Source organism: Pseudomonas sp. Nvir, from assembly GCF_963778085.1.
Taxonomy (GTDB): Bacteria; Pseudomonadota; Gammaproteobacteria; order Pseudomonadales; family Pseudomonadaceae; genus Aquipseudomonas; species Aquipseudomonas juntendi.
This window is the reverse complement of the sequence record NZ_OY970405.1, coordinates 5,225,673-5,244,158: the sequence shown is the minus strand read 5'-3', so window position 1 is coordinate 5,244,158 and position 18,486 is coordinate 5,225,673. Positions and strand designations below refer to the sequence as shown.

The following is an 18,486-nucleotide window of genomic DNA, read 5'->3' as shown; positions in this document are numbered from 1 at the left end:
CTGTATGACCTTTACCCCGCGTCAGATTACCTTGGCCAGCCTGATCATCGTCATGGCCGGCCTGCTGCTGGCTTTGCCGCTGAAGTTATTGCCCAGCCTGCTGGCCGGCTTGCTGGTGTTCGAACTGGTCAACATGCTGACCCCGCGCCTGCAACCCCTGCTGGCCGGGCAACGCGCGCGCTGGCTGGCGGTGGCGCTGCTGGGCACGCTGGTGGTGCTCAGCCTGAGCCTGCTGATTGCCGGCGCGTTCAGCTTCCTGCTGCACGAGGCGGAAAACCCCGGTGCCTCGTTGGACAAGTTCATGGCCCTGGTCGAACAGGCCCGCAGCCAGCTGCCGCCGTTCATCGAAGCCTACCTGCCCGCCAGTGCTGCCGAATTCAAGGTTGCCATAGGCGACTGGATCAAAAGCCACCTCAGCGACCTGCAACTGGTCGGCAAGGGCATGGCGCACATGTTCGTCACGCTGCTGATCGGTATGATCCTCGGCGCCATCATTGCCTTGCAGCGCATTCCCGATGTGTCCCGGCGCAAGCCGTTGGCGGCGGCATTGTTCGAGCGCCTGGCCTTGCTGGTACAGGCGTTTCGCAACATCGTCTTCGCCCAGATCAAGATTTCGCTGCTGAACACGGCCTTTACCGGCATATTCCTGGCAGTGGTGATGCCGCTGTTCGGGGTGCACCTGCCGCTGACCAAGACGCTGATCGTACTGACCTTCCTGCTGGGGCTGCTGCCGGTGATCGGCAACCTGATGTCCAACACCCTGATCACCATCGTCGGCTTGTCGCTGTCGATCTGGGTGGCGGCGGCGGCGCTGGGCTACCTGATCGTCATCCACAAGGTCGAGTACTTCCTCAACGCCCGTATCGTGGGGGGGCAGATCAGCGCCAAGGCGTGGGAGCTGCTGCTGGCGATGTTGGTGTTCGAGGCGGCGTTCGGGCTGCCTGGGGTGGTGGCGGGGCCGATCTACTATGCCTACCTGAAAAGTGAGCTGAAGCGGGCCGAGCTGGTCTGACAGATTGCCGGGGCCGCGCTGCGGCCCATCGCGACACAAGGCCGCTCCTACAGCCGACTGCGTGCATCCAATGATTGCACCTCACCCTGTAGGAGCGGCCTTGTGTCGCGATGGGCTGCAACGCAGCCCCAAAATGGATCAGGCTACCCCGTACCGCTTGCGCGCTTCGATCGCCAGCCCACTACCAATACTGCCAAAGATATTGCCCTCCACATGCCGCGCATTGGGCAACATCGCCGACACGCTGTTGCGCAATGCCGGAATCCCGCTGGAACCACCGGTGAAGAACACCGTGTCGACCTGGCCTTCGCTCACCCCGGCCTTGGCCAGCAGCTCGCTCACGCTGCCGCGCACACGCTCCAGCAACCCCTCAATGGCCTCTTCGAACAGCACCCGGGTCAGTTCGGCAGACAGTTCAGGCTCGACCCGGTGCAGGTCGATGCGGCGGCTGTCGCGCTCGGTCAGTTCGATCTTGCTGGCTTCCACTTCCATCGCCAGCCAGTGCCCGGCACGCTGCTCGATCAGCTTGAACAGCCGGTCGATGCCGAAGCTGTCCTCGATGTCGTAGCGCATGCTGCCCAGCGCCAGCTGCGACTTCTGCGAGTACAGCGCGTTGATGGTGTGCCAGGTGGCCAGGTTGAGGTGGTAGCTGGTCGGCATCAGGGCGCCGCTTTTCATGCGGCTGCCGTAGCCGAACAGCGGCATCACGCCCTGCAGGCTCAGCTGCTTGTCGAAGTCGGTACCGCCGATGTGCACGCCGCCCGTGGCCAGGATGTCGCCCTGGCGCTCGGCCAGCAGGTGGCGCTCTGGCGACAGGCGGATCAGGGTGAAGTCCGAGGTACCCCCGCCAATGTCGACAATCAGTACCAGCTCTTCGCGGCTGATGGTCGACTCGTAGTCGAACGCGGCGGCAATCGGTTCGTACTGGAACGACACGTCCTTGAAGCCGAGCTTGCGTGCCACCTCGGCCAGGGTGTCCTCGGCCTCCTGGTCGGCGGCCGGGTCTTCGTCGACGAAGAATACCGGGCGCCCCAGCACGACCTGGTCGAACTCGCGGCCCGCGGCCGCCTCGGCACGCTTTTTCAGCTCGCCGATGAACATGCCCAGCAGGTCCTTGAACGGCAAGGCACTGCCCAGCACGCTGGTGTCGTGCTTGATCAGCTTGGAGCCCAGCAGGCTTTTCAGCGAGCGCATCAGGCGGCCTTCGTAGCCTTCCAGGTACTCGTGCAGTGCCAGGCGGCCATAGACCGGGCGCCGCTCTTCAATGTTGAAGAACACCACCGAGGGCAAGGTGATCTTGCCATCTTCCAGGGCGATCAGCGACTCGACCCCAGGGCGGTGCCAGCCAACCGTGGAGTTGGAGGTGCCAAAGTCGATGCCCAGGGCACGGGCCGGGGTTACGTCAGACATGGGAAAAGGCTTCCGGAGGCAAAACGGCCGCGCAGTTTATGCCAGTTGGCTACAGAATCAAGACCAGTCGTCTGCGATGGAGCAAAGCCAAGGCGGTCTTGAAAGGCTATGCTTGACCCCTATCTTCAGTAGCATCTTCAGTTGCAACACGCACTTTCACATTGGTGATCCACAGATGGACTTCAAAGACTATTACAAGATACTTGGCGTAGAGCCCACGGCGGACGAGAAGGCGATCAAGGCCGCGTACCGCAAGCTGGCACGCAAGTACCACCCCGATGTCAGCAAGGAACGCGACGCCGAGGAAAAATTCAAGGAGGCCAATGAGGCCTACGAGGTTCTGGGCGACGCGCAGAAACGCGCCGAGTTCGATGAAATCCGCAAGTATGGCGGCCAGCACGGCCGGCCATTCCAGGCGCCACCGGGCTGGGAAAACCGCGGTGGCGGTGGCGGCTTCGAGGGCGGCGATTTCTCCGACTTCTTCAGCTCGATATTCGGCAACCGTGGTGGCAACCCCTTCGGTGGTGGCCGGCAGCAGCAACGCAGTGCCGGCAGGCGGGGGCAGGACGTGGAACTTGAATTGGCCGTATTCCTTGAAGAAACCCTGAGCAAGGAGTCCAAGCAGATCAGCTTCCAGGTGCCGCAAACCAATGCCATGGGCCAGCGCACCGGTTTCACCACCAAAACCCTGAACGTGAAGATTCCGGCCGGGGTCACCGATGGCGAGCGTATCCGCCTCAAGGGCCAGGGCGCGCCGGGCAGTGGCGGCGGGGCTAATGGCGACCTGTTCCTGACCATTCGCATGGCACCGCACCCACTGTTCGATGTTGAAGGCCATGACCTGATCATCACCGTGCCGCTGGCGCCATGGGAGGCTGCGCTGGGCACCAAGGTTGCGGTACCCACCCTGGACGGCAAAATCAACCTCACCATCCGCCCGGACAGCCAGAGCGGCCAGCGCCTGCGTGTACCGGGCAAAGGCCTGGCGAGCAAGCACGGTGAGCGCGGTAACCTGTATGCACAGCTGAAGGTGGTGATGCCGCCGGCATCCGACGAGTCTGCCCGCGAACTGTGGGCGAAGCTCGCCGAGAAAGCGGCGTTCAACCCGAGGACACAATGGAGTAAGTGATCATGAGCAGCACCCTGATCGTTCAACTGGACATGCGTACCCTGTGTCAGGAAGCCGATGTCACGGCGGACTGCGTGATCGAAATCGTCGAACACGGCATTGTCGAGCCTTCTGGCCGAACGCCAGAGGACTGGCTGTTTGACGATCAGGCGCCGTTGTTGGCCAAGCGCGCGGCCAAGCTGCACCGGGAACTGGAGCTGGAGTGGGAAGGGGTGGCGCTGGCGCTGGAGCTGTTGCAGGAAGTGCAGCAGCTGCGCAGCGAGAACAGCATGTTGAAGCAGCGGCTGGGCAGGTTTACCCAGATGTAGGCTTGCGCGCCGGCCTTTGTGGGAGTGGCCTTGTGTCGCGAAAGGGCCCTCCCACAAGCGGCCGCATTTCAGCCTGGTTCAGCTCCCGGGTTCAGTACCCGCTGCATGAAGGTCAAATCCAGCCAGCGGCCGAACTTCACGCCAACCTGGGGCATCTGCCCGGTCACCACGAAACCCAGCCGCTCATGCAGGCGGACCGACGCCGCATTGCCACTTTCGATGGCCGCGACCATCACATGCTTGCCGCAGCCTTGTGCACGCTCGATCAGCGCCGCCATCAACACCGCCCCCAGCCCCTTGCCCCGCTGGTCGCCGCGGATGTACACCGAGTGCTCCACGGTCAGGCGGAAACCCTCGAACGGCCGCCAGTCGCCAAACGAGGCATAGCCCAGCACGCCCGTGTCATCCACAGCCACCAGGATCGGATAGCCCTGCTGCGCACGTGCTTCGAACCAGGCCTGGCGGTTGGCCAGGTCTACCGGGGTTTCGTTCCAGATCGCCGTGGTAGTGCGCACGGCGTCGTTGTAGATATCGAGGATGCCCGGCACGTCGGCGGGCAGGGCATCGCGCAGCTGGTAACTCATGACAGGGTCTCGCAAGTACGGTGCTTGCAGGTTAAATGGTTACCAGGCCGCGCACACCCTCGGCTTGCATGTTTTCGCCGCGCCCGCGCTGCACGATCTCGCCACGGGCCATGACCAGGTACTGGTCGGCCAGTTCTTCGGCAAAATCGTAGAACTGCTCCACCAGCAGGATCGCCATGTCCCCCCGTGCGGCAAGGCGACGGATGACGGCGCCGATTTCCTTGATAACCGACGGCTGGATGCCTTCGGTCGGTTCGTCGAGGATCAGCAGGCGCGGCCGGCTGGCCAGGGCGCGGCCAATGGCCAGCTGTTGCTGCTGCCCGCCAGACAGGTCGCCGCCCCGGCGCTGCTTCATTTGCTCAAGCACCGGGAACAGCTCGTAGATGAAGGCTGGCACTTCGCGGGCCTCCCGCGCGGGGAAACGCGACAGGCCCATCAGCAGGTTCTCCTCGACGGTCAGGCGCGGGAAAATCTCACGGCCCTGGGGCACGTAGGCGATGCCGGCGTGTACGCGTTGCTGGGGTTTGAGCGCGGTAATCGGCTTGCCTTCCCATTCGATGCTGCCATCCCGGGCGGGCACCAGGCCCATCAGGCAGCGCAGCAGGGTAGTCTTGCCGACCCCGTTGCGGCCCAGCAGGCAGGTCACTTCGCCGACTTTGGCTTCGAAGGAGAGGCCGCGCAGAATGTGGCTGCCGCCGTAGTACTGGTGCAGGGTGTCGATCTTGAGCATGTTGGTGTTCCTGAAAGTGTTGCTGTGCCTGTGCCGGCCTATTCGCGGGTGAACCCGCTCCTACAGGGACCGCACAGATTTCAAGACTTGTGCATTACCTGTGGGAGCGGGTTTACCCGCGAATAGGCCGGCACAGGTATCCCTGTCTAGCGGCCCAGGTACACCTCGACCACCCGCTCATCCGCCTGCACCTGCTCCAGCGACCCTTCTGCCAGCACACTGCCCTGGTGCAGCACGGTCACGTGGTCGGCGATGCTGCCGACGAACCCCATGTCGTGCTCGACCACCATCAGCGAATGCTTGCCGGCCAAGCCCTTGAACAGCTCGGCGGTGAACTCGGTCTCGGCATCGGTCATGCCCGCCACGGGTTCATCCAGCAACAGCAACTGCGGCTCCTGTACCAGCAGCATGCCGATTTCGAGGAACTGCTTCTGCCCGTGCGACAGCAGGCCCGCCTGGCGCTGGGCCAGCGGCAGCAGGCGCAAGGTGGTCAGCACCTCTTCGATGCGCTGGCGCTGCTCGCCGCTCAGGCGCGCGGCCAGGCTGGCCCATACCGATTTGTCGGTCTTCAGCGCCAGCTCCAGGTTCTCGTATACCGTCAGCGCCTCGAACACCGTGGGTTTCTGGAACTTGCGGCCAATGCCGGCTTGGGCGATCTGGTACTCGCCCAGGCGGGTCAGGTCGAGGGTGTCGCCAAAGTAGGCCGTGCCGCTGTCTGGGCGGGTCTTGCCGGTGATCACGTCCATCAGGGTGGTCTTGCCGGCGCCATTGGGGCCGATGATGCAGCGCAACTCGCCCACCCCGATGTACAGGTTTAGCGCGTTCAGCGCCTTGAAACCGTCAAAGCTGACACTGATGTCTTCCAGGCTCAGCACCGTGCCGTGGCGGGTATCCAGGCCCGCCTTGCGGGTGTGGCCCAGGCCAATGGCGTCGCGGCCGGCGCCGAGGGGGTCGAATACCGGTTCGAGCATGAATTCGGGATGCACCGGGGGCACGCCTCTCATGGCTGGCTCCTTTTTTTCAACAGGCCGACCACGCCCTTGGGCAGGTACAGGGTGACGAGAATGAACAGCGCACCGAGGAAGAACAGCCAGAATTCCGGGAAGGCCACGGTGAACCAGCTTTTCATGCCGTTGACCAGGCCGGCGCCGAGCAACGGCCCGATCAGCGTGCCACGGCCACCAAGGGCTACCCACACGGCGGCTTCGATGGAGTTGGTCGGTGACATTTCGCTGGGGTTGATGATGCCCACCTGGGGCACGTACAGCGCCCCGGCCAAGCCGCACAGCACGGCGCTGAGCACCCACACCAGCAGCTTGAAGCCGCGCGGGTCGTAACCGCAGAACATCAGGCGGTTCTCGGCGTCACGCACTGCGGTCAGCAGGCGGCCGAACTTGCTGCGGGTCAGCCGCCAGCACAGGTACAGGCTGGCCAGCAGCAGGCCGACCGTCAGCAGGAACAACACGGCGCGGGTCCCTTGCGCGGTGATGTCGAAGCCCAGAATGGTGCGGAAGTTGGTGAAGCCGTTGTTGCCGCCGAAGCCGGTTTCGTTGCGGAAGAACAACAGCATGCCGGCGAAGGTCAGGGCCTGGGTCATGATCGAGAAGTACACACCCTTGATCCGCGAGCGGAAGGCGAACCAACCGAACACCAGCGCCAGCAGCCCGGGGGCCAGCACCACCAGGCACAGGGCCCAGGCAAAATGCTGGGTTCCGGCCCAGTACCATGGCAGCTCGGTCCACGACAGAAAAGCCATGAACCCGGGCAGGCCGTCCCCGGCCGCCTGGCGCATCAGGTACATGCCCATGGCATACCCGCCCAGGGCGAAGAACAGGCCGTGGCCCAGTGACAGCAGGCCGGCGTAGCCCCAGACCAGGTCCAGGGCCAGGGCGACGATGGCGTAGCAGAGAATCTTGCCGACCAAGGTCAGGGTATAGGCCGACACTTGCAAGGCGTGGTCCGCCGGGAGCAGCGACAACAGCGGCAGGGCGACCAGCAGCAGGGTGACGACGGCGCCGATGGCCAGCGACAGGCGCGGCCCGGCCTTTTGCGTAGCGGTGACTAGCAGTGGCTGGTTCATCAGTCGATTACCCGTCCCTTGAGGGCGAACAGGCCTTGCGGGCGCTTCTGGATGAACAGAATGATCAACGCAAGGATGAGGATCTTGCCGAGTACGGCGCCGATCTGGGGTTCCAGCAGCTTGTTGGCAATGCCAAGGCCGAACGCCGCCCACAGGCTACCGGCCAGTTGCCCGACCCCGCCGAGCACCACCACCAGGAACGAGTCGATGATGTAGCTCTGGCCCAGGTCCGGGCCGACGTTGCCCACCTGGCTCAGGGCTACGCCGCCCAGCCCGGCAATGCCCGAGCCAAGGCCGAAGGCCAGCATGTCGACGCGCCCGGTAGACACACCGCAGCATGCCGCCATGTTGCGGTTCTGGGTCACCGCCCGCACGTTCAGGCCCAGCCGCGTGCGGTTGAGCAGCAGCCAGGTCAGCAGCACCACCGCCAGGGCGAAGCCGATGATCACCAGGCGGTTGTAGGGCAGCACCAGGTTGGGCAGCAGCTGGATGCCGCCCGACAACCATGCCGGGTTGCTGACTTCGACGTTCTGCGCGCCGAACAGCAGGCGGATGGCCTGGATCAGGATCAGGCTGATCCCCCAGGTGGCCAGCAAGGTTTCCAGTGGGCGGCCATACAGGTGGCGGATGACCGTGCGCTCCAGCGCCATGCCGACGCCGGCGCTGATGGCGAAGGCCACCGGCAGGGCGATCAGCGGATAGAACTCGATGGCACCCGGGGCATAACGCTGCACCAGCACCTGGACCATATAGGTGCTGTAGGCGCCGAGCATCAGCATCTCGCCATGGGCCATGTTGATCACGCCCAGCAGGCCGAAGGTGATCGCCAGGCCGAGCGCCGCCAGCAGCAGGATCGACCCCAGCGACAGGCCACTGAAGGCCTGGCCGAGCAGCTCGCCGAACAGCAGCTTGCGCTGCACCTGGGCCAGGCTGGTTTCGGCAGCGGTGCGCACGCCCGGGTCGCTTTCCGCGTCGGGTTGCAGCAGCGCTTCAAGGCGGGTGCGGGCCAGCGGGTCGCCGGTTTCCCCCAGCAGGCGCACGGCGGCCAGGCGTACAGCGGGGTCGCTGGCGCCCAGTTGCAAATTGGCCAGGGCCAGGCCCAGGGCTGCGTGTACGGCAGCGTCCGGCTCGCTGGCGAAGCGCCGGTCGAGGAACGCCATTTGCGCCGGTTGTGCGCTTTTTTGCAGTTGCTGGGCGGCAGCCAGGCGGGTGTCGCTGTCGTCGCTGAGCAACTGGTGGCTGGCCAGGGCATTGTCGATCAAGCCGCGCAGGCGGTTGTTCAGGCGCAGCTTGCGGGTGTCGTCGGGTGCGATGCGGCCCTGGCGCAGGTTTTCCAACAGCGGCAGGCGTGCAGCATCGGGTTGCGCTGCCCAGTTTCCGAGCAGTTGGGCCTGCTCCGCGGGCTTGGCGGTGAGGAAGAATTCGCCCTCGCTGGCGTGGGTTGCCAAGGGCATTAGCAGGAGAAGTGTGAGCAGGAGTCTGAGCATGCGGGCAATCCTGGAAATCGGTGTTGGATTCTTCGCGCGTAAACCCGCTCCTACAGGGATTTCACCGGTCCAGAGGGCAGTGGGGATCCTGTGGGAGCGGGCAAGCCCGCGAATGGGCTGCAAAGCAGCCCCCTGCACTCAGTTACCTTTCACGGCGTAATCTGGCCGCTTGTCATTGCCCGGAATGAACGGGCTCCATGGCTGCGCCCGCAGCGGCTGCTCGGTTTCCCAGACCACGCTGAACTGCCCGTCATCCTGGATCTCGCCGATCATCACCGGCTTGTGCAGGTGGTGGTTGGTCTTGTCCATGGTCAGGGTGAAGCCTGACGGTGCCTTGAAGGTCTGGCCGGCCAGGGCCTCGCGGACCTTGTCCACGTCGGTGGACTTGGCTTTCTCAACCGCCTGGGCCCACATGTGGATGCCCACGTAGGTGGCCTCCATCGGGTCGTTGGTTACCGCCTTGTCGGCACCGGGCAGGCCTTTGGCCTTGGCGTAGGCTTTCCAGTCGGCGACGAACTTCTGGTTGACCGGGTTATCCACCGACTCGAAGTAGTTCCACGCCGCTAGGTGGCCCACCAGTGGCTTGGTATCGATACCGCGCAGCTCTTCTTCGCCCACCGAGAACGCCACCACCGGCACGTCGGTGGCTTTCAGGCCCTGGTTGGCCAGTTCTTTGTAGAACGGCACGTTGGAGTCGCCGTTGACCGTGGAGATGACCGCCGTCTTGCCGCCTGCGGAGAACTTCTTGATGTTGGCGACGATGGTCTGGTAGTCGGCGTGGCCGAACGGCGTGTACACCTCTTCGATGTCCTTGTCGGCCACGCCCTTGCTGTGCAGGAAGGCGCGCAGGATCTTGTTGGTGGTGCGAGGGTAGACGTAGTCGGTGCCCAGCAGGAAGAAGCGCTTGGCGCTGCCGCCGTCTTCGCTCATCAGGTATTGCACCGCAGGGATGGCTTGCTGGTTGGGGGCGGCGCCGGTGTAGAACACGTTTGGCGACATCTCTTCACCCTCGTACTGCACGGGGTAGAACAGCAGGCCGTTGAGTTCCTCGAACACGGGCAGCACCGACTTGCGCGACACCGAGGTCCAGCAGCCGAACACCACCGCGACCTTGTCCTGGGTCAGCAGCTGGCGTGCCTTCTCGGCGAACAGCGGCCAGTTGGAGGCCGGGTCGACCACCACCGGTTCGAGCATCTTGCCGTTGACCCCGCCTGTGGCGTTGATTTGCTCGATGGTCATCAGCGCCATGTCCTTGAGCGACGTCTCGGAAATGGCCATGGTCCCCGACAGCGAATGCAGGATGCCGACCTTGATGGTCTCGGCGGCCTGGATACTCCAGCTCAGGCCCATTGCCGCAATCGATGCGCTGAGGGTTAAGGCCTTGATCAGACTGCGACGCTTCATGTGCTCTCTCCGCTGGTTTTTATGTGTTGGGCAAGCGGGAGGAGCTTTGCAAGGGGTGTGCCTAACGGCGAAACGGGCGGGATAGAGCAGTGGTGCGAGGTGTTGGGGCGTTTGCGCGGGCCAGCATGGTGCTTGTGGGGGTTAAGTGCACAGGATTGGGGCTGCAACGCAGCCCCCAAGGTCATTAACCGTTGCGCACTGTGGAACGCGGCTGACGGCGGCTGCGCACGCCCTGGTAAGTGGATGCCAGCAACAGGAACCAGATCGGCGTTACCACCAGCGCCGAGCGGGTGTCGGCCTCCAGGCTCAGCAACACCAGGATGAAGGCAAAGAACACCAGGCACACGTAGCACATGAAGCGCCCGCCCGGCATCTTGTACTTCGACGCCTGGTGCAGCGCCGCCCGTTGCTTGCGGTACTTCAGGTACGACAGCAAGATCAGCGTCCAGACGAACATGAACAGCACCGCCGATACCGTGGTCACCAGGGTGAATGCCTCGACCACGTTCGGCACCAGGTAAATCAGCACCGCCCCCAGCAGCAGGCAGGTGCAGGAGAAGTACAGGCCGTTGGCAGGTACCGAGCGGCTGGACAGTTTCTCGAACGCCCTGGGCGCATCACCTTCCTGCGACAGGCCGTACAGCATGCGGCTGGTGGAGAACACGCCGCTGTTGGCCGACGAGGCGGCCGACGTCAGCACCACGAAATTGATGATGCTCGCCGCGGCCGGCAGGCCGGCCAGCACGAACAGCTCGACGAACGGGCTCTTGCCCGGTACCACGTCGCGCCACGGGGTCACCGCCATGATCGCGATCAGTGCCAGCACATAGAACACGATGATGCGTACCGGGATCGAGTTGATCGCCCGCGGCAGGGTGCGCTCGGGGTTTTTCGCTTCGGCAGCGGTGGTGCCGACCAGCTCGATGCCGACGAAGGCGAACACGGCGATCTGGAAGCCGGCGAAGAAGCCCATCACCCCGTTGGGGAACATGCCGCCGTCATTCCACAGGTTGGCCAGCTGCGCCGTGCGCCCGCTGGGCGAGGTGAAGCCGGTGATGACCATGTACAGGCCGGTGGCGACCAGGCCGAGGATGGCGACGATCTTGACCAGGGCGAACCAGAACTCCAGCTCACCGAACATTTTCACCGTTACCAGGTTCAGCGACAGCAGCAGCGCCACGCAAGTCAGCGCGGGTATCCACTGCGGCAGGTCGGGGAACCAGAACTGTGTATAGGCGGCGATGGCGACCACATCGGCGATGCCGGTGACCACCCAGCAGAACCAGTAGGTCCAGCCGGTGAAGTAGCCAGCCCAGGGCCCGAGCAGGTCGGCGGAAAAATCGATGAAAGACTTGTAGTTGAGGTTCGACAGCAGCAGCTCGCCCATGGCGCGCATGACGAAGAACAGCATGAAGCCGATGATCATGTAGACGAAGATGATCGATGGGCCGGCCAGGCTGATGGTCTTGCCCGAGCCCATGAACAGGCCGGTGCCGATCGCGCCGCCGATGGCGATGAGCTGGATATGGCGGTTGGTCAGGTTGCGCTGCAGATGCGGTTCATCTGGCGCTGTGGGTGAGGTTTGCGTCATAGGCAGCATTCCCTTGTAAAGGTCAGTCTTCTTGTCAGAGGTAGCCGGCTAGGCTAACACGGGCGTCCCAATTCGGGGCGTGACAGATCGACTCTGCATTTGGGTAGCAGTGTGATGCCTGTGCCGCCCTCTCTACAAAGCCAACGCAGTTCGTTGTAGGAGCAACGGTCTTTCCCAAAATTTGAAAAGCCTGCGCGATTCATTGTGGGAGCGGGCAAGCCCGCGAAGCAGGCGACGCGGTGTCTGGCACCGGCTGCGCCGGTGTTCGCGGGCACGCCCGCTCCCACAAGTGGAGCGGTGAATGGCAGCTTCTGCTCCTACTCGTGCTCTAGGCACCTACGGCATTCAGCTTGTCATTCACCGCTCATGCACAATTAGGCGCTGGCCAACACCCGGCGGCGCCTCACCACCAGGCTGTCCACCGCCCACATCACCACCATCGACACCCCCACCAGCGGGAACATCACCCCCAGCACCAGCATCACCGCCACCGCCGCCTTCCAGCGCGGCAGGTCATGGCGCAGCGGCGGTACGCCCAGGCCGCCCTCGGGCCGGCGTTTCCACCACATCACCAGCCCGCTCACCGAGCTCAGCAGGATCATCAGGCACACCAGCAGGATGATGACCTGGTTGACCACGCCAAACATCCTGCCTTCATGCAGCATCACCCCCAGTTCGGTGGCGCGGGCGACCGGGCTGTAGTCCTGCCAGCGCACGTCGGCCAACACCTTGCCGGTGTACTGGTCGACATGCAGGGTGGCGTCATTGCGCGGGTCATCGGCGAACACGGCGACGGTGAACACCCCATCGGCGGTGGTGGGCAGGGTAATGCTGTAGCCCGGCTCGACCTGCCGCGCGGTGGCGATGTCTTCGACCTGCTGCAGGCTTACCTGCGGCGCTGCCGGTTTGGCCGACATCATGTGGTGCCCGGCGTGTTCGGCATGCGCGCCAGACTGCGGCATGGGCGTATTTTCCATGGCCCACGGTACGGTCTGGCGGTGCGCGTCGTTCAGTTCGCCCGCCTGCTGGTCCGACTTGGGCACGTTGGTCCACATGGCCGCCGGGAAGCGGTTCCACAGCTCGGCGTACTGCTTGCCCCACAGGCCGGTCCAGGTCATGCCGCTGAGCAGCATCAACAGCAGCAAGGCCGAACCCCAGAACCCGGTTACCGCATGCAGGTCGCGCCACAGCAGGCGGCCACGTGCCGACAGCCGGGGCCACACTACCCCGGCGCCGGTGCGCCCGCGTGGCCACCACAGGTACAGGCCCGAGACCACCAGCACGATGCCCCAGCCGGCAGCCAGTTCCACCAGGCGGTCACCGACGGTGCCGACCATCAGTTCGCCATGCAGGGCACGGGCGATGGCCTGCAGGTTCAGCTTGCCGTCCTGTTCGCCGAGGACCTTGCCGCTGTAAGGGTCAACGAAGACGTTCAATTCCCGCCCGCCGTCATGCACCACGAACTGCGCGCTGCGCTCGGCATTCAACGGCGGCAGGTATTGGCCCACGTGGCCCTTGGGGTAGGCCTGGTGCACCTCGGCCAGCAACGTATCGGCGGCCTGGCGATGATGGCCGGCTTCGACCACCATCAGGTCGCGGTACAGCACTGGGTCGAGTTGCGGCTTGAACAGGTAGATGATCCCGGTGATGGCCAGCAGGATCATGAAGGGGGCCACGAACAGCCCCGCATAAAAGTGCCAACGCCAGGCCAGGTTATAGAAACTGATGCGTGTTCCTCTCATGGGAACCTCCTTTTGACCCGCAGATGGGCGCAACCGAAGCTGCGCCCGTGGTTAGTGTCAGAAGCTGAAATCGACCTTGGTCCAGAAGGTCCTGCCTGGCTCGTTGACCGGCTGTGGGTCGCTTGCCGGGTAGCCGAACCCGGCGTTGCCGGCCAGGTTCAGGTGCTCGGCGTATGCCTTGCCGAACAGGTTGTCGACCCCGGCGCTGAGCTTGAGGTTGGTGTTGACCTTGTAGGCGCCGTTGAGCGAGAACACGCCGAAGCCGGCGCTTTTTTCGTAGTCCTTGCCGACCACGTTGCCCTGGTTCTCGGCGATGCGGTTCTGCGCCGCCACCAGCCGCCACAGCGCACCGACGCTCCACACATCACGGCTGTAGGTCAGGCCCAGGCGGCTTTCCAGCGGGGGCATCTGTGGCAGCGCCTTGCCGTCACTGCTGTTCTTGCCCCACGCGTACGCCAGGCTGGCATCGGCCTTCCAGTGCTCGGTCAGCTGGTAGGCCGCGCCCAGTTCGCCACCCATGATACGCGCATCGACATTCTGGGCCTGCGAGGTGCTCATGCCCATCATGCCGGGGCGGTAGTCGAACAGGATGTAGTCACGGATCTGCCCGACATAACCCGAGGCCCAGGCTTCCAGGCGTTCGCTACGGTACTGGATGCCGAAGTCCAGCTGGGTGGTCTTCTCGGGCTTGATGCCGTCGAAAGCGTTGGCCGCACCGGGTGGTGCCAGCTTGGGCGAAAACAGCTCCCAGTAGTCGGGGAAGCGCTGGGCATGGCCCAGGCCAATGTAAGTGGTGGCCGGCAGGCCTGCCAGGTCATGTTCGTAGCGCACGAAGCCGCTGGGCAGGGTGGCCGCGCGGGTGTCGCCCTGGGTGGCGCTGCCTTGGCGGAAGTCGCGGGCCGAGGCGCGGTCCAGGCGGGCACCGCTGACCAGGCGGTCCTCACCCGTGGCGTACCAGGTCAGTTCGCTGAAGGCACCGTAGTTGTGGAAGTCGGCGTCCTTGGTCCAGGCCTGGCCTTTGTGCGCGTCCACGCCCATGCCGCCACGCTGGCGGTGCTCGTTGGTTTGCGCGTCGAGGCCGCTGATCAGTTGCACATCGGCCCAGCGCCAGGTGGCCTTGATGCGTGCGCCCAGGGTGCGGCGGTCCACGTTGCTGACCATGGGCATGCCCATCATGCCGCTGCCCGAGGGCGTGCGCAGGCTGTAGTTGTCCATCACGTGGTCGGCGTAGTTGTAGTAGACCTGCGCTTCAAGCGTGTCCAGCACCTCGCCGAGGTTGGACTTTTCAAAGCGCAGGCCCAGGCTTTCGCGCTTGAACTGCGAGCCGTCCATGCCACGCCCGGCGTAGCGGGCTTCGCCATCGCCCTTGCCGGCGGTCAGCTCCAGCAGGGTGTCCTGGTCGGGCGTCCAGCCCAGGGCGACATCGCCGTTCCACTTGTCCCAGCGTGACGGCACGGTGTCGTTGTTACCGTCGTGATAGTCGTCCGAGCGCGACTGGTTGCCGACGAACCGTGCATAGGCCTGGCTGTTCCCGGCAGCGGCATCCAGCACTTTGTCGAAACGGCCGTTGGAGCCGGCCAGCAGGCTGGCATTGACCCGGCTGCCGAGGCTGCCGAACTGCTCGGGTTCGCGTTCGAACAGTATCGTGCCCGCCGAACCGCCTGGCCCCCAGATCACGCTCTGCGGGCCCTTGATAACGGTCAGCCGGTCATAGGTTTCGGGGGAAATGTAGGAGGTCGGCGCGTCCATGCGGTTGGGGCAGGCGCCGAGCATCAGCCCGCCATTGGTGAGGATGTTCAGGCGCGAGCCGAACATGCCGCGCAGGACCGGGTCGCCGTTGGTACCGCCGGCGCGGATCGCCGAGAAACCGGGAATGGTTTTCAGGTAGTCGGCGCCATCGCTGGCCGGCACCGGCTGGCGTGGGTCTTTCGGGTTGGTGACCACGGTCAACGGCGAACTCGGTGCCACGGCGGTGACGACCGTCGGGCTCAGCTCGGCGGCCAGGGCTACCGGCGCAAGCAGCGAGCCGCACAGTGCGGCGATGGTCCCACGCAGGGACAAGGCAAAAACAGGGGTGCAGCCAGACATAATGATTCCAGTCGATCAGTCATGAGGTAGCGCGAAGCCCGCGGGCTTCGTGCACAAAACGTCGGTTCAGGTGCTGATCGAGGAAGGCGGTGCACGGCTGCGCGCACCGGGGAATACAGCCTGCCGGGCATGGCCCTGGTGCGTGGGTGCAATCAGGTGGCTGGTGGGGACGACGCTGCCGGCGCTGAGTGGGCTAAGGGCCTGGGGCAGGGCCGGGCAGTTGAACAACAGGCTGCAGTAGCCGCACTTTTCCCACATCACATGCAGCTGGCCGTCGCTGCCGTGGCCGTGATGGCTGTCGCCAGCGTGCTGATGGGCAGCCGGCATGGGCATGTCCATCGGCATGGCCATGCCGGCGTGATGGTTCATCGGCATCGCCTGGGAAATCAGCGGGCCGATGAAGATCATCCACATGGCGAACAGGCTCAGCCATCCGCCACCGGCGCGCCTGCGGTCAGGGCGGGTGGTACGGCGCATGCGGGGGTAGGGCAGGCTCATGGCCAGCGCCTGTCAGCTGCGGTCAGTGTGCGTGTTCGTGCGCTTGCGGCTGGTTCGCTGGCGCTTGCTTCTGCACGGCCACTTCGACGGTGACATCGCCGGCCTTCTCGAAGTGCAAGGTCAACGGGAAGCGCTTGCCATCGACCAGCAGGCTGCGATCCTTGGGCTGCATCAGCATCACGTGGTAGGCACTGGGGGCGAAGGTCAGGTCCTTGCCGGCGGGCACCACCACGCTGGGTACCTGTTGCATTTTCATGGCGCCGTTGGCGCTCATGGCATGTTCGTGCAGTTGCGCATCATCGCTGATCGGGCTGTTGACGCTGAGCAGGCGGTCGTCGGCCTGGCCGTTGTTGTGCACCACGAAATACGCCGCCACGTTGGGCGCATTGGGTGGCAACTGCAGCGACCAGGGGTGGGCAATGTGCAGGTCACCCACGCTGTATTCGTGGGCATTGGCGAAAGCGCCAGGCAGCATCAGGGCGGCCAGGACGAGGGCGTGCTTGAGCATGGTGAATCTCCGTTCTGTTTCAGGTTCAGGCAGTCAACGACGGAACTCAGGCCAGCGGAGAGGCACGGGGGTTTAACGCAGGCCAGAGCTGGCGCGGCGTGGGTTGATAGTCAGCCGGTGGCAGCAGCAGCCCGGCGAACAGTGTCGGCGGGTTGTGCAATTGCGGCGGGTATGCGGGCAGGGCCAACAGCGGCGCGGCGCCAGAGCAGCACCAGCAGTTCATCAAGGCGGCGCTGTCGTCGCTTTGCGGGCCCAGGTCGATCTTGGCCAGTGCCTGGACATCGACCTTGGCCTTGTTGGCCATGCTGGAACAGAAGGCCCCCCACAGCAGCTGCTCGGCCGGGCCCTTGGGCGCGGCAGAGGACAGCGGCATGGCCAGCAGGTTGAACAGCACTGCAAGGCAGGCTATCCAGGCGATGTGCCGACGTGGGGGCATAGAGAGATCCGGTCAGGAATCGTGGTGGGTATTGTAAGGCGGAGTATAGGTAAATACGCGGGGTGCGGTGAAGTGACGCAGCGCGTGGTGCTATCAAGCCTTGCCACGCCCCATTAGCCCACGCACGGTTTCCTGCAGGTCCGCCGGCAACACCACCACCTTGGCATTGTTGCTACCGGCCAGGTTTTCCATCGCCCCGACATAGCGCTCACCCAGCAGGTACATGGCCGGCACGGTTTCGTTGCCCACGGCTTCCTTGACCAACGAAATAGCCCGGGCCGAAGCCTCGGCCAGGCTGATTTGCGCCTCGGCATCCAGCCTGGCGGCTTGCAGGCGCGCTTCGGCTTCCAGGATGGCCGCCTGCTTGGCGCCTTCGGCACGGGTCACGTCGGCCTTGCGCTCCCGTTCGGCGGCAGCCTGGCGCTCCATGGCCAGTTGCATGTTTTCCGAGGGCTTGATGTCCTGGATTTCCACCGAACGCACGGTCACGCCCCAGTCTTCGGTCTGCTCGGACATCGCCTCGCGCAGGCGTGCCTTGATCTGCTCGCGGCTGGACAGCGCTTCGTCCAGGTCCATGGCACCGACGATCGCGCGCAGCGAGGTCATGGTCAGGCTGGTGACGGCGAAGGAGAAGTTCTGTACGCCATACGAGGCTTTCTGCGGGTCGACCACCTTGGCGAAGCACAGGGCATTGGCGACGATCACCGCGTTGTCCTTGGTGATGATTTCCTGCTCCTGCACATCGAGGATGATGTCCTTGGTGGGCAGGCGGTAGGCGACCACGTCCATGTACGGGATGACGATGTTCAGGCCGGGCTTGAGGGTGCTGTGGTAGCGGCCCAGGCGCTCGACGATCCATTCCTCGCCCTGGGGCACGATGCGAACCCCCTTGAACACGGTGATCAGAACGAACAGCGCGATGGCGCCAACGACGATGAGGCTGGTCATGATGCAAAATTCCTTTTTGTGCGGTTTCAGGCCCGGATGACGCGGGCGGTATTGCCCTCGATGGCGGTCAGGCGCACCCGCTCGCCGGCGGCGATTTCGCTGTCGGCGATGCAGGTCCATTCTTCATTGCCGAGGATCGGCTTCTGGAAGCGCACGCGGCCCTTGTGGAACTCCGACACCGCGGCGGTCAGCAGGCCCACTTCGCCGATCACGCTGTCGGCGGTCCAGCGCACATCCGGCTGCTTGCGCCGGAACAGCTTGAACCACAGCGCGGTGGTGGCCGATGACAGCACTACCCACAGCAGTACCTGCATGTCCAGGGCCAGGGTGGGCGCGGCCAGGGCAACCAGCGCGACCAGCACGGCACCGATGCCGAACCAGAGGATGAAGAATGTCGGCAGGACCAGTTCCAGCAGGATCAGCCCGATGCCGAACAGCAGCCAGATCCACCATTGCATTTCCATATGGGTTGCGCCTTCCAGGGGGAGGTGCTGAGTGTAAGGCAGCGGGGCGCTACTGGGCCACTTGCAG

The 18,486-nt window shown here is 64.4% G+C and carries 18 protein-coding genes; 3 read left to right on the top strand and 15 right to left on the bottom strand.

The window, feature by feature from the left end; genetic code table 11:
- The first annotated feature begins 4 nt into the window (after positions 1-4).
- Entirely contained in the window at positions 5-1,012 is a 1,008-nt protein-coding gene (locus AACG97_RS25180) for an AI-2E family transporter (RefSeq protein WP_009683291.1), read from the top strand.
- A 138-nt stretch (positions 1,013-1,150) separates the two neighbouring features.
- Here the strand turns inward: AACG97_RS25180 and AACG97_RS25175 are convergent, their stop codons facing one another.
- Complete coding sequence (locus tag AACG97_RS25175; protein WP_009683290.1) at positions 1,151-2,422, bottom strand: Hsp70 family protein; 1,272 nt, start codon at positions 2,420-2,422, stop codon at positions 1,151-1,153.
- Between the two features lie 175 nt (positions 2,423-2,597).
- Between AACG97_RS25175 and cbpA the strand changes: the two genes are divergently transcribed.
- The gene (gene cbpA, locus AACG97_RS25170) at positions 2,598-3,551 is read left to right on the top strand and encodes a curved DNA-binding protein (protein ID WP_197885756.1); all 954 of its coding nucleotides are present in this window, start codon (positions 2,598-2,600) and stop codon (positions 3,549-3,551) included.
- A gap of 2 nt (positions 3,552-3,553) precedes the next feature.
- Complete coding sequence (locus AACG97_RS25165) at positions 3,554-3,859, top strand: chaperone modulator CbpM (protein ID WP_009683288.1); 306 nt, start codon at positions 3,554-3,556, stop codon at positions 3,857-3,859.
- Positions 3,860-3,927: 68 nt separating this feature from the next.
- On the opposite strand, the gene AACG97_RS25160 is transcribed toward AACG97_RS25165, so the two are convergent.
- The 14 genes from AACG97_RS25160 to AACG97_RS25095 all read right to left on the bottom strand — a co-directional run bounded on the left by AACG97_RS25160 (position 3,928) and on the right by AACG97_RS25095 (position 18,419).
- Complete coding sequence (locus AACG97_RS25160; protein ID WP_029885713.1) at positions 3,928-4,443, bottom strand: GNAT family N-acetyltransferase; 516 nt, start codon at positions 4,441-4,443, stop codon at positions 3,928-3,930.
- 31 nt (positions 4,444-4,474) lie between these two features.
- Entirely contained in the window at positions 4,475-5,173 is a 699-nt protein-coding gene (urtE, locus tag AACG97_RS25155) for an urea ABC transporter ATP-binding subunit UrtE (protein WP_054904943.1), read from the bottom strand.
- 146 nt (positions 5,174-5,319) lie between these two features.
- Positions 5,320-6,177 (bottom strand): urea ABC transporter ATP-binding protein UrtD, encoded by an 858-nt coding sequence (urtD, locus tag AACG97_RS25150; RefSeq protein WP_029885711.1) that lies wholly within the window; start codon positions 6,175-6,177, stop codon positions 5,320-5,322.
- Positions 6,174-7,253 carry an urea ABC transporter permease subunit UrtC gene (urtC, locus tag AACG97_RS25145; protein WP_009683284.1) on the bottom strand — a complete coding sequence of 360 codons (1,080 nt, stop codon included), beginning with the start codon at positions 7,251-7,253 and terminating at the stop codon, positions 6,174-6,176. Before urtC ends, urtD begins: the two co-directional genes overlap by 4 nt.
- The gene (urtB, locus tag AACG97_RS25140) at positions 7,253-8,740 is read right to left on the bottom strand and encodes an urea ABC transporter permease subunit UrtB (protein ID WP_009683283.1); all 1,488 of its coding nucleotides are present in this window, start codon (positions 8,738-8,740) and stop codon (positions 7,253-7,255) included. Before urtB ends, urtC begins: the two co-directional genes overlap by 1 nt.
- A gap of 138 nt (positions 8,741-8,878) precedes the next feature.
- Positions 8,879-10,144 carry an urea ABC transporter substrate-binding protein gene (gene urtA / locus AACG97_RS25135; RefSeq protein ID WP_338464195.1) on the bottom strand — a complete coding sequence of 422 codons (1,266 nt, stop codon included), beginning with the start codon at positions 10,142-10,144 and terminating at the stop codon, positions 8,879-8,881.
- A gap of 184 nt (positions 10,145-10,328) precedes the next feature.
- Entirely contained in the window at positions 10,329-11,735 is a 1,407-nt protein-coding gene (gene cycA, locus AACG97_RS25130) for a D-serine/D-alanine/glycine transporter (RefSeq protein WP_009683281.1), read from the bottom strand.
- 374 nt (positions 11,736-12,109) lie between these two features.
- Entirely contained in the window at positions 12,110-13,477 is a 1,368-nt protein-coding gene (locus tag AACG97_RS25125; RefSeq protein WP_009683280.1) for a PepSY-associated TM helix domain-containing protein, read from the bottom strand.
- A 57-nt stretch (positions 13,478-13,534) separates the two neighbouring features.
- Entirely contained in the window at positions 13,535-15,565 is a 2,031-nt protein-coding gene (locus tag AACG97_RS25120) for a TonB-dependent copper receptor (RefSeq protein ID WP_173891230.1), read from the bottom strand.
- Between the two features lie 66 nt (positions 15,566-15,631).
- The gene (locus AACG97_RS25115; protein WP_009683278.1) at positions 15,632-16,063 is read right to left on the bottom strand and encodes a DUF2946 domain-containing protein; all 432 of its coding nucleotides are present in this window, start codon (positions 16,061-16,063) and stop codon (positions 15,632-15,634) included.
- Positions 16,064-16,085: 22 nt separating this feature from the next.
- A complete protein-coding gene (locus tag AACG97_RS25110; RefSeq protein ID WP_029885705.1) occupies positions 16,086-16,571 on the bottom strand; it encodes a copper chaperone PCu(A)C in 486 nt (161 codons plus the stop codon).
- Between the two features lie 46 nt (positions 16,572-16,617).
- Positions 16,618-17,007 carry a DUF2946 domain-containing protein gene (locus AACG97_RS25105; RefSeq protein WP_029885704.1) on the bottom strand — a complete coding sequence of 130 codons (390 nt, stop codon included), beginning with the start codon at positions 17,005-17,007 and terminating at the stop codon, positions 16,618-16,620.
- Between the two features lie 93 nt (positions 17,008-17,100).
- Positions 17,101-17,955 carry an SPFH domain-containing protein gene (locus tag AACG97_RS25100; RefSeq protein ID WP_009683275.1) on the bottom strand — a complete coding sequence of 285 codons (855 nt, stop codon included), beginning with the start codon at positions 17,953-17,955 and terminating at the stop codon, positions 17,101-17,103.
- A gap of 26 nt (positions 17,956-17,981) precedes the next feature.
- Positions 17,982-18,419, bottom strand: a complete 438-nt coding sequence (locus AACG97_RS25095) for an NfeD family protein (protein WP_009683274.1) — start codon at positions 18,417-18,419, stop codon at positions 17,982-17,984.
- Positions 18,420-18,486 lie beyond the last annotated feature (67 nt).

What these genes read in the sequence shown, in the direction of transcription:
- urtC (WP_009683284.1), bottom strand. Translation starts at nt 7,253, where the DNA reads ATGAACCAGCCACTGCTAGTCACCGCTACGCAAAAGGCCGGGCCGCGC.
- AACG97_RS25115 (WP_009683278.1), bottom strand. Translation starts at nt 16,063, where the DNA reads ATGAGCCTGCCCTACCCCCGCATGCGCCGTACCACCCGCCCTGACCGC.
- cbpA (WP_197885756.1), top strand. Translation starts at nt 2,598, where the DNA reads ATGGACTTCAAAGACTATTACAAGATACTTGGCGTAGAGCCCACGGCG.
- AACG97_RS25095 (WP_009683274.1), bottom strand. Translation starts at nt 18,419, where the DNA reads ATGGAAATGCAATGGTGGATCTGGCTGCTGTTCGGCATCGGGCTGATC.
- AACG97_RS25160 (WP_029885713.1), bottom strand. Translation starts at nt 4,443, where the DNA reads ATGAGTTACCAGCTGCGCGATGCCCTGCCCGCCGACGTGCCGGGCATC.
- AACG97_RS25165 (WP_009683288.1), top strand. Translation starts at nt 3,554, where the DNA reads ATGAGCAGCACCCTGATCGTTCAACTGGACATGCGTACCCTGTGTCAG.
- AACG97_RS25105 (WP_029885704.1), bottom strand. Translation starts at nt 17,007, where the DNA reads ATGCCCCCACGTCGGCACATCGCCTGGATAGCCTGCCTTGCAGTGCTG.
- AACG97_RS25120 (WP_173891230.1), bottom strand. Translation starts at nt 15,565, where the DNA reads ATGTCTGGCTGCACCCCTGTTTTTGCCTTGTCCCTGCGTGGGACCATC.
- urtA (WP_338464195.1), bottom strand. Translation starts at nt 10,144, where the DNA reads ATGAAGCGTCGCAGTCTGATCAAGGCCTTAACCCTCAGCGCATCGATT.
- AACG97_RS25180 (WP_009683291.1), top strand. Translation starts at nt 5, where the DNA reads ATGACCTTTACCCCGCGTCAGATTACCTTGGCCAGCCTGATCATCGTC.
- AACG97_RS25125 (WP_009683280.1), bottom strand. Translation starts at nt 13,477, where the DNA reads ATGAGAGGAACACGCATCAGTTTCTATAACCTGGCCTGGCGTTGGCAC.
- AACG97_RS25175 (WP_009683290.1), bottom strand. Translation starts at nt 2,422, where the DNA reads ATGTCTGACGTAACCCCGGCCCGTGCCCTGGGCATCGACTTTGGCACC.
- urtD (WP_029885711.1), bottom strand. Translation starts at nt 6,177, where the DNA reads ATGAGAGGCGTGCCCCCGGTGCATCCCGAATTCATGCTCGAACCGGTA.
- AACG97_RS25100 (WP_009683275.1), bottom strand. Translation starts at nt 17,955, where the DNA reads ATGACCAGCCTCATCGTCGTTGGCGCCATCGCGCTGTTCGTTCTGATC.
- cycA (WP_009683281.1), bottom strand. Translation starts at nt 11,735, where the DNA reads ATGACGCAAACCTCACCCACAGCGCCAGATGAACCGCATCTGCAGCGC.
- urtB (WP_009683283.1), bottom strand. Translation starts at nt 8,740, where the DNA reads ATGCTCAGACTCCTGCTCACACTTCTCCTGCTAATGCCCTTGGCAACC.
- urtE (WP_054904943.1), bottom strand. Translation starts at nt 5,173, where the DNA reads ATGCTCAAGATCGACACCCTGCACCAGTACTACGGCGGCAGCCACATT.
- AACG97_RS25110 (WP_029885705.1), bottom strand. Translation starts at nt 16,571, where the DNA reads ATGCTCAAGCACGCCCTCGTCCTGGCCGCCCTGATGCTGCCTGGCGCT.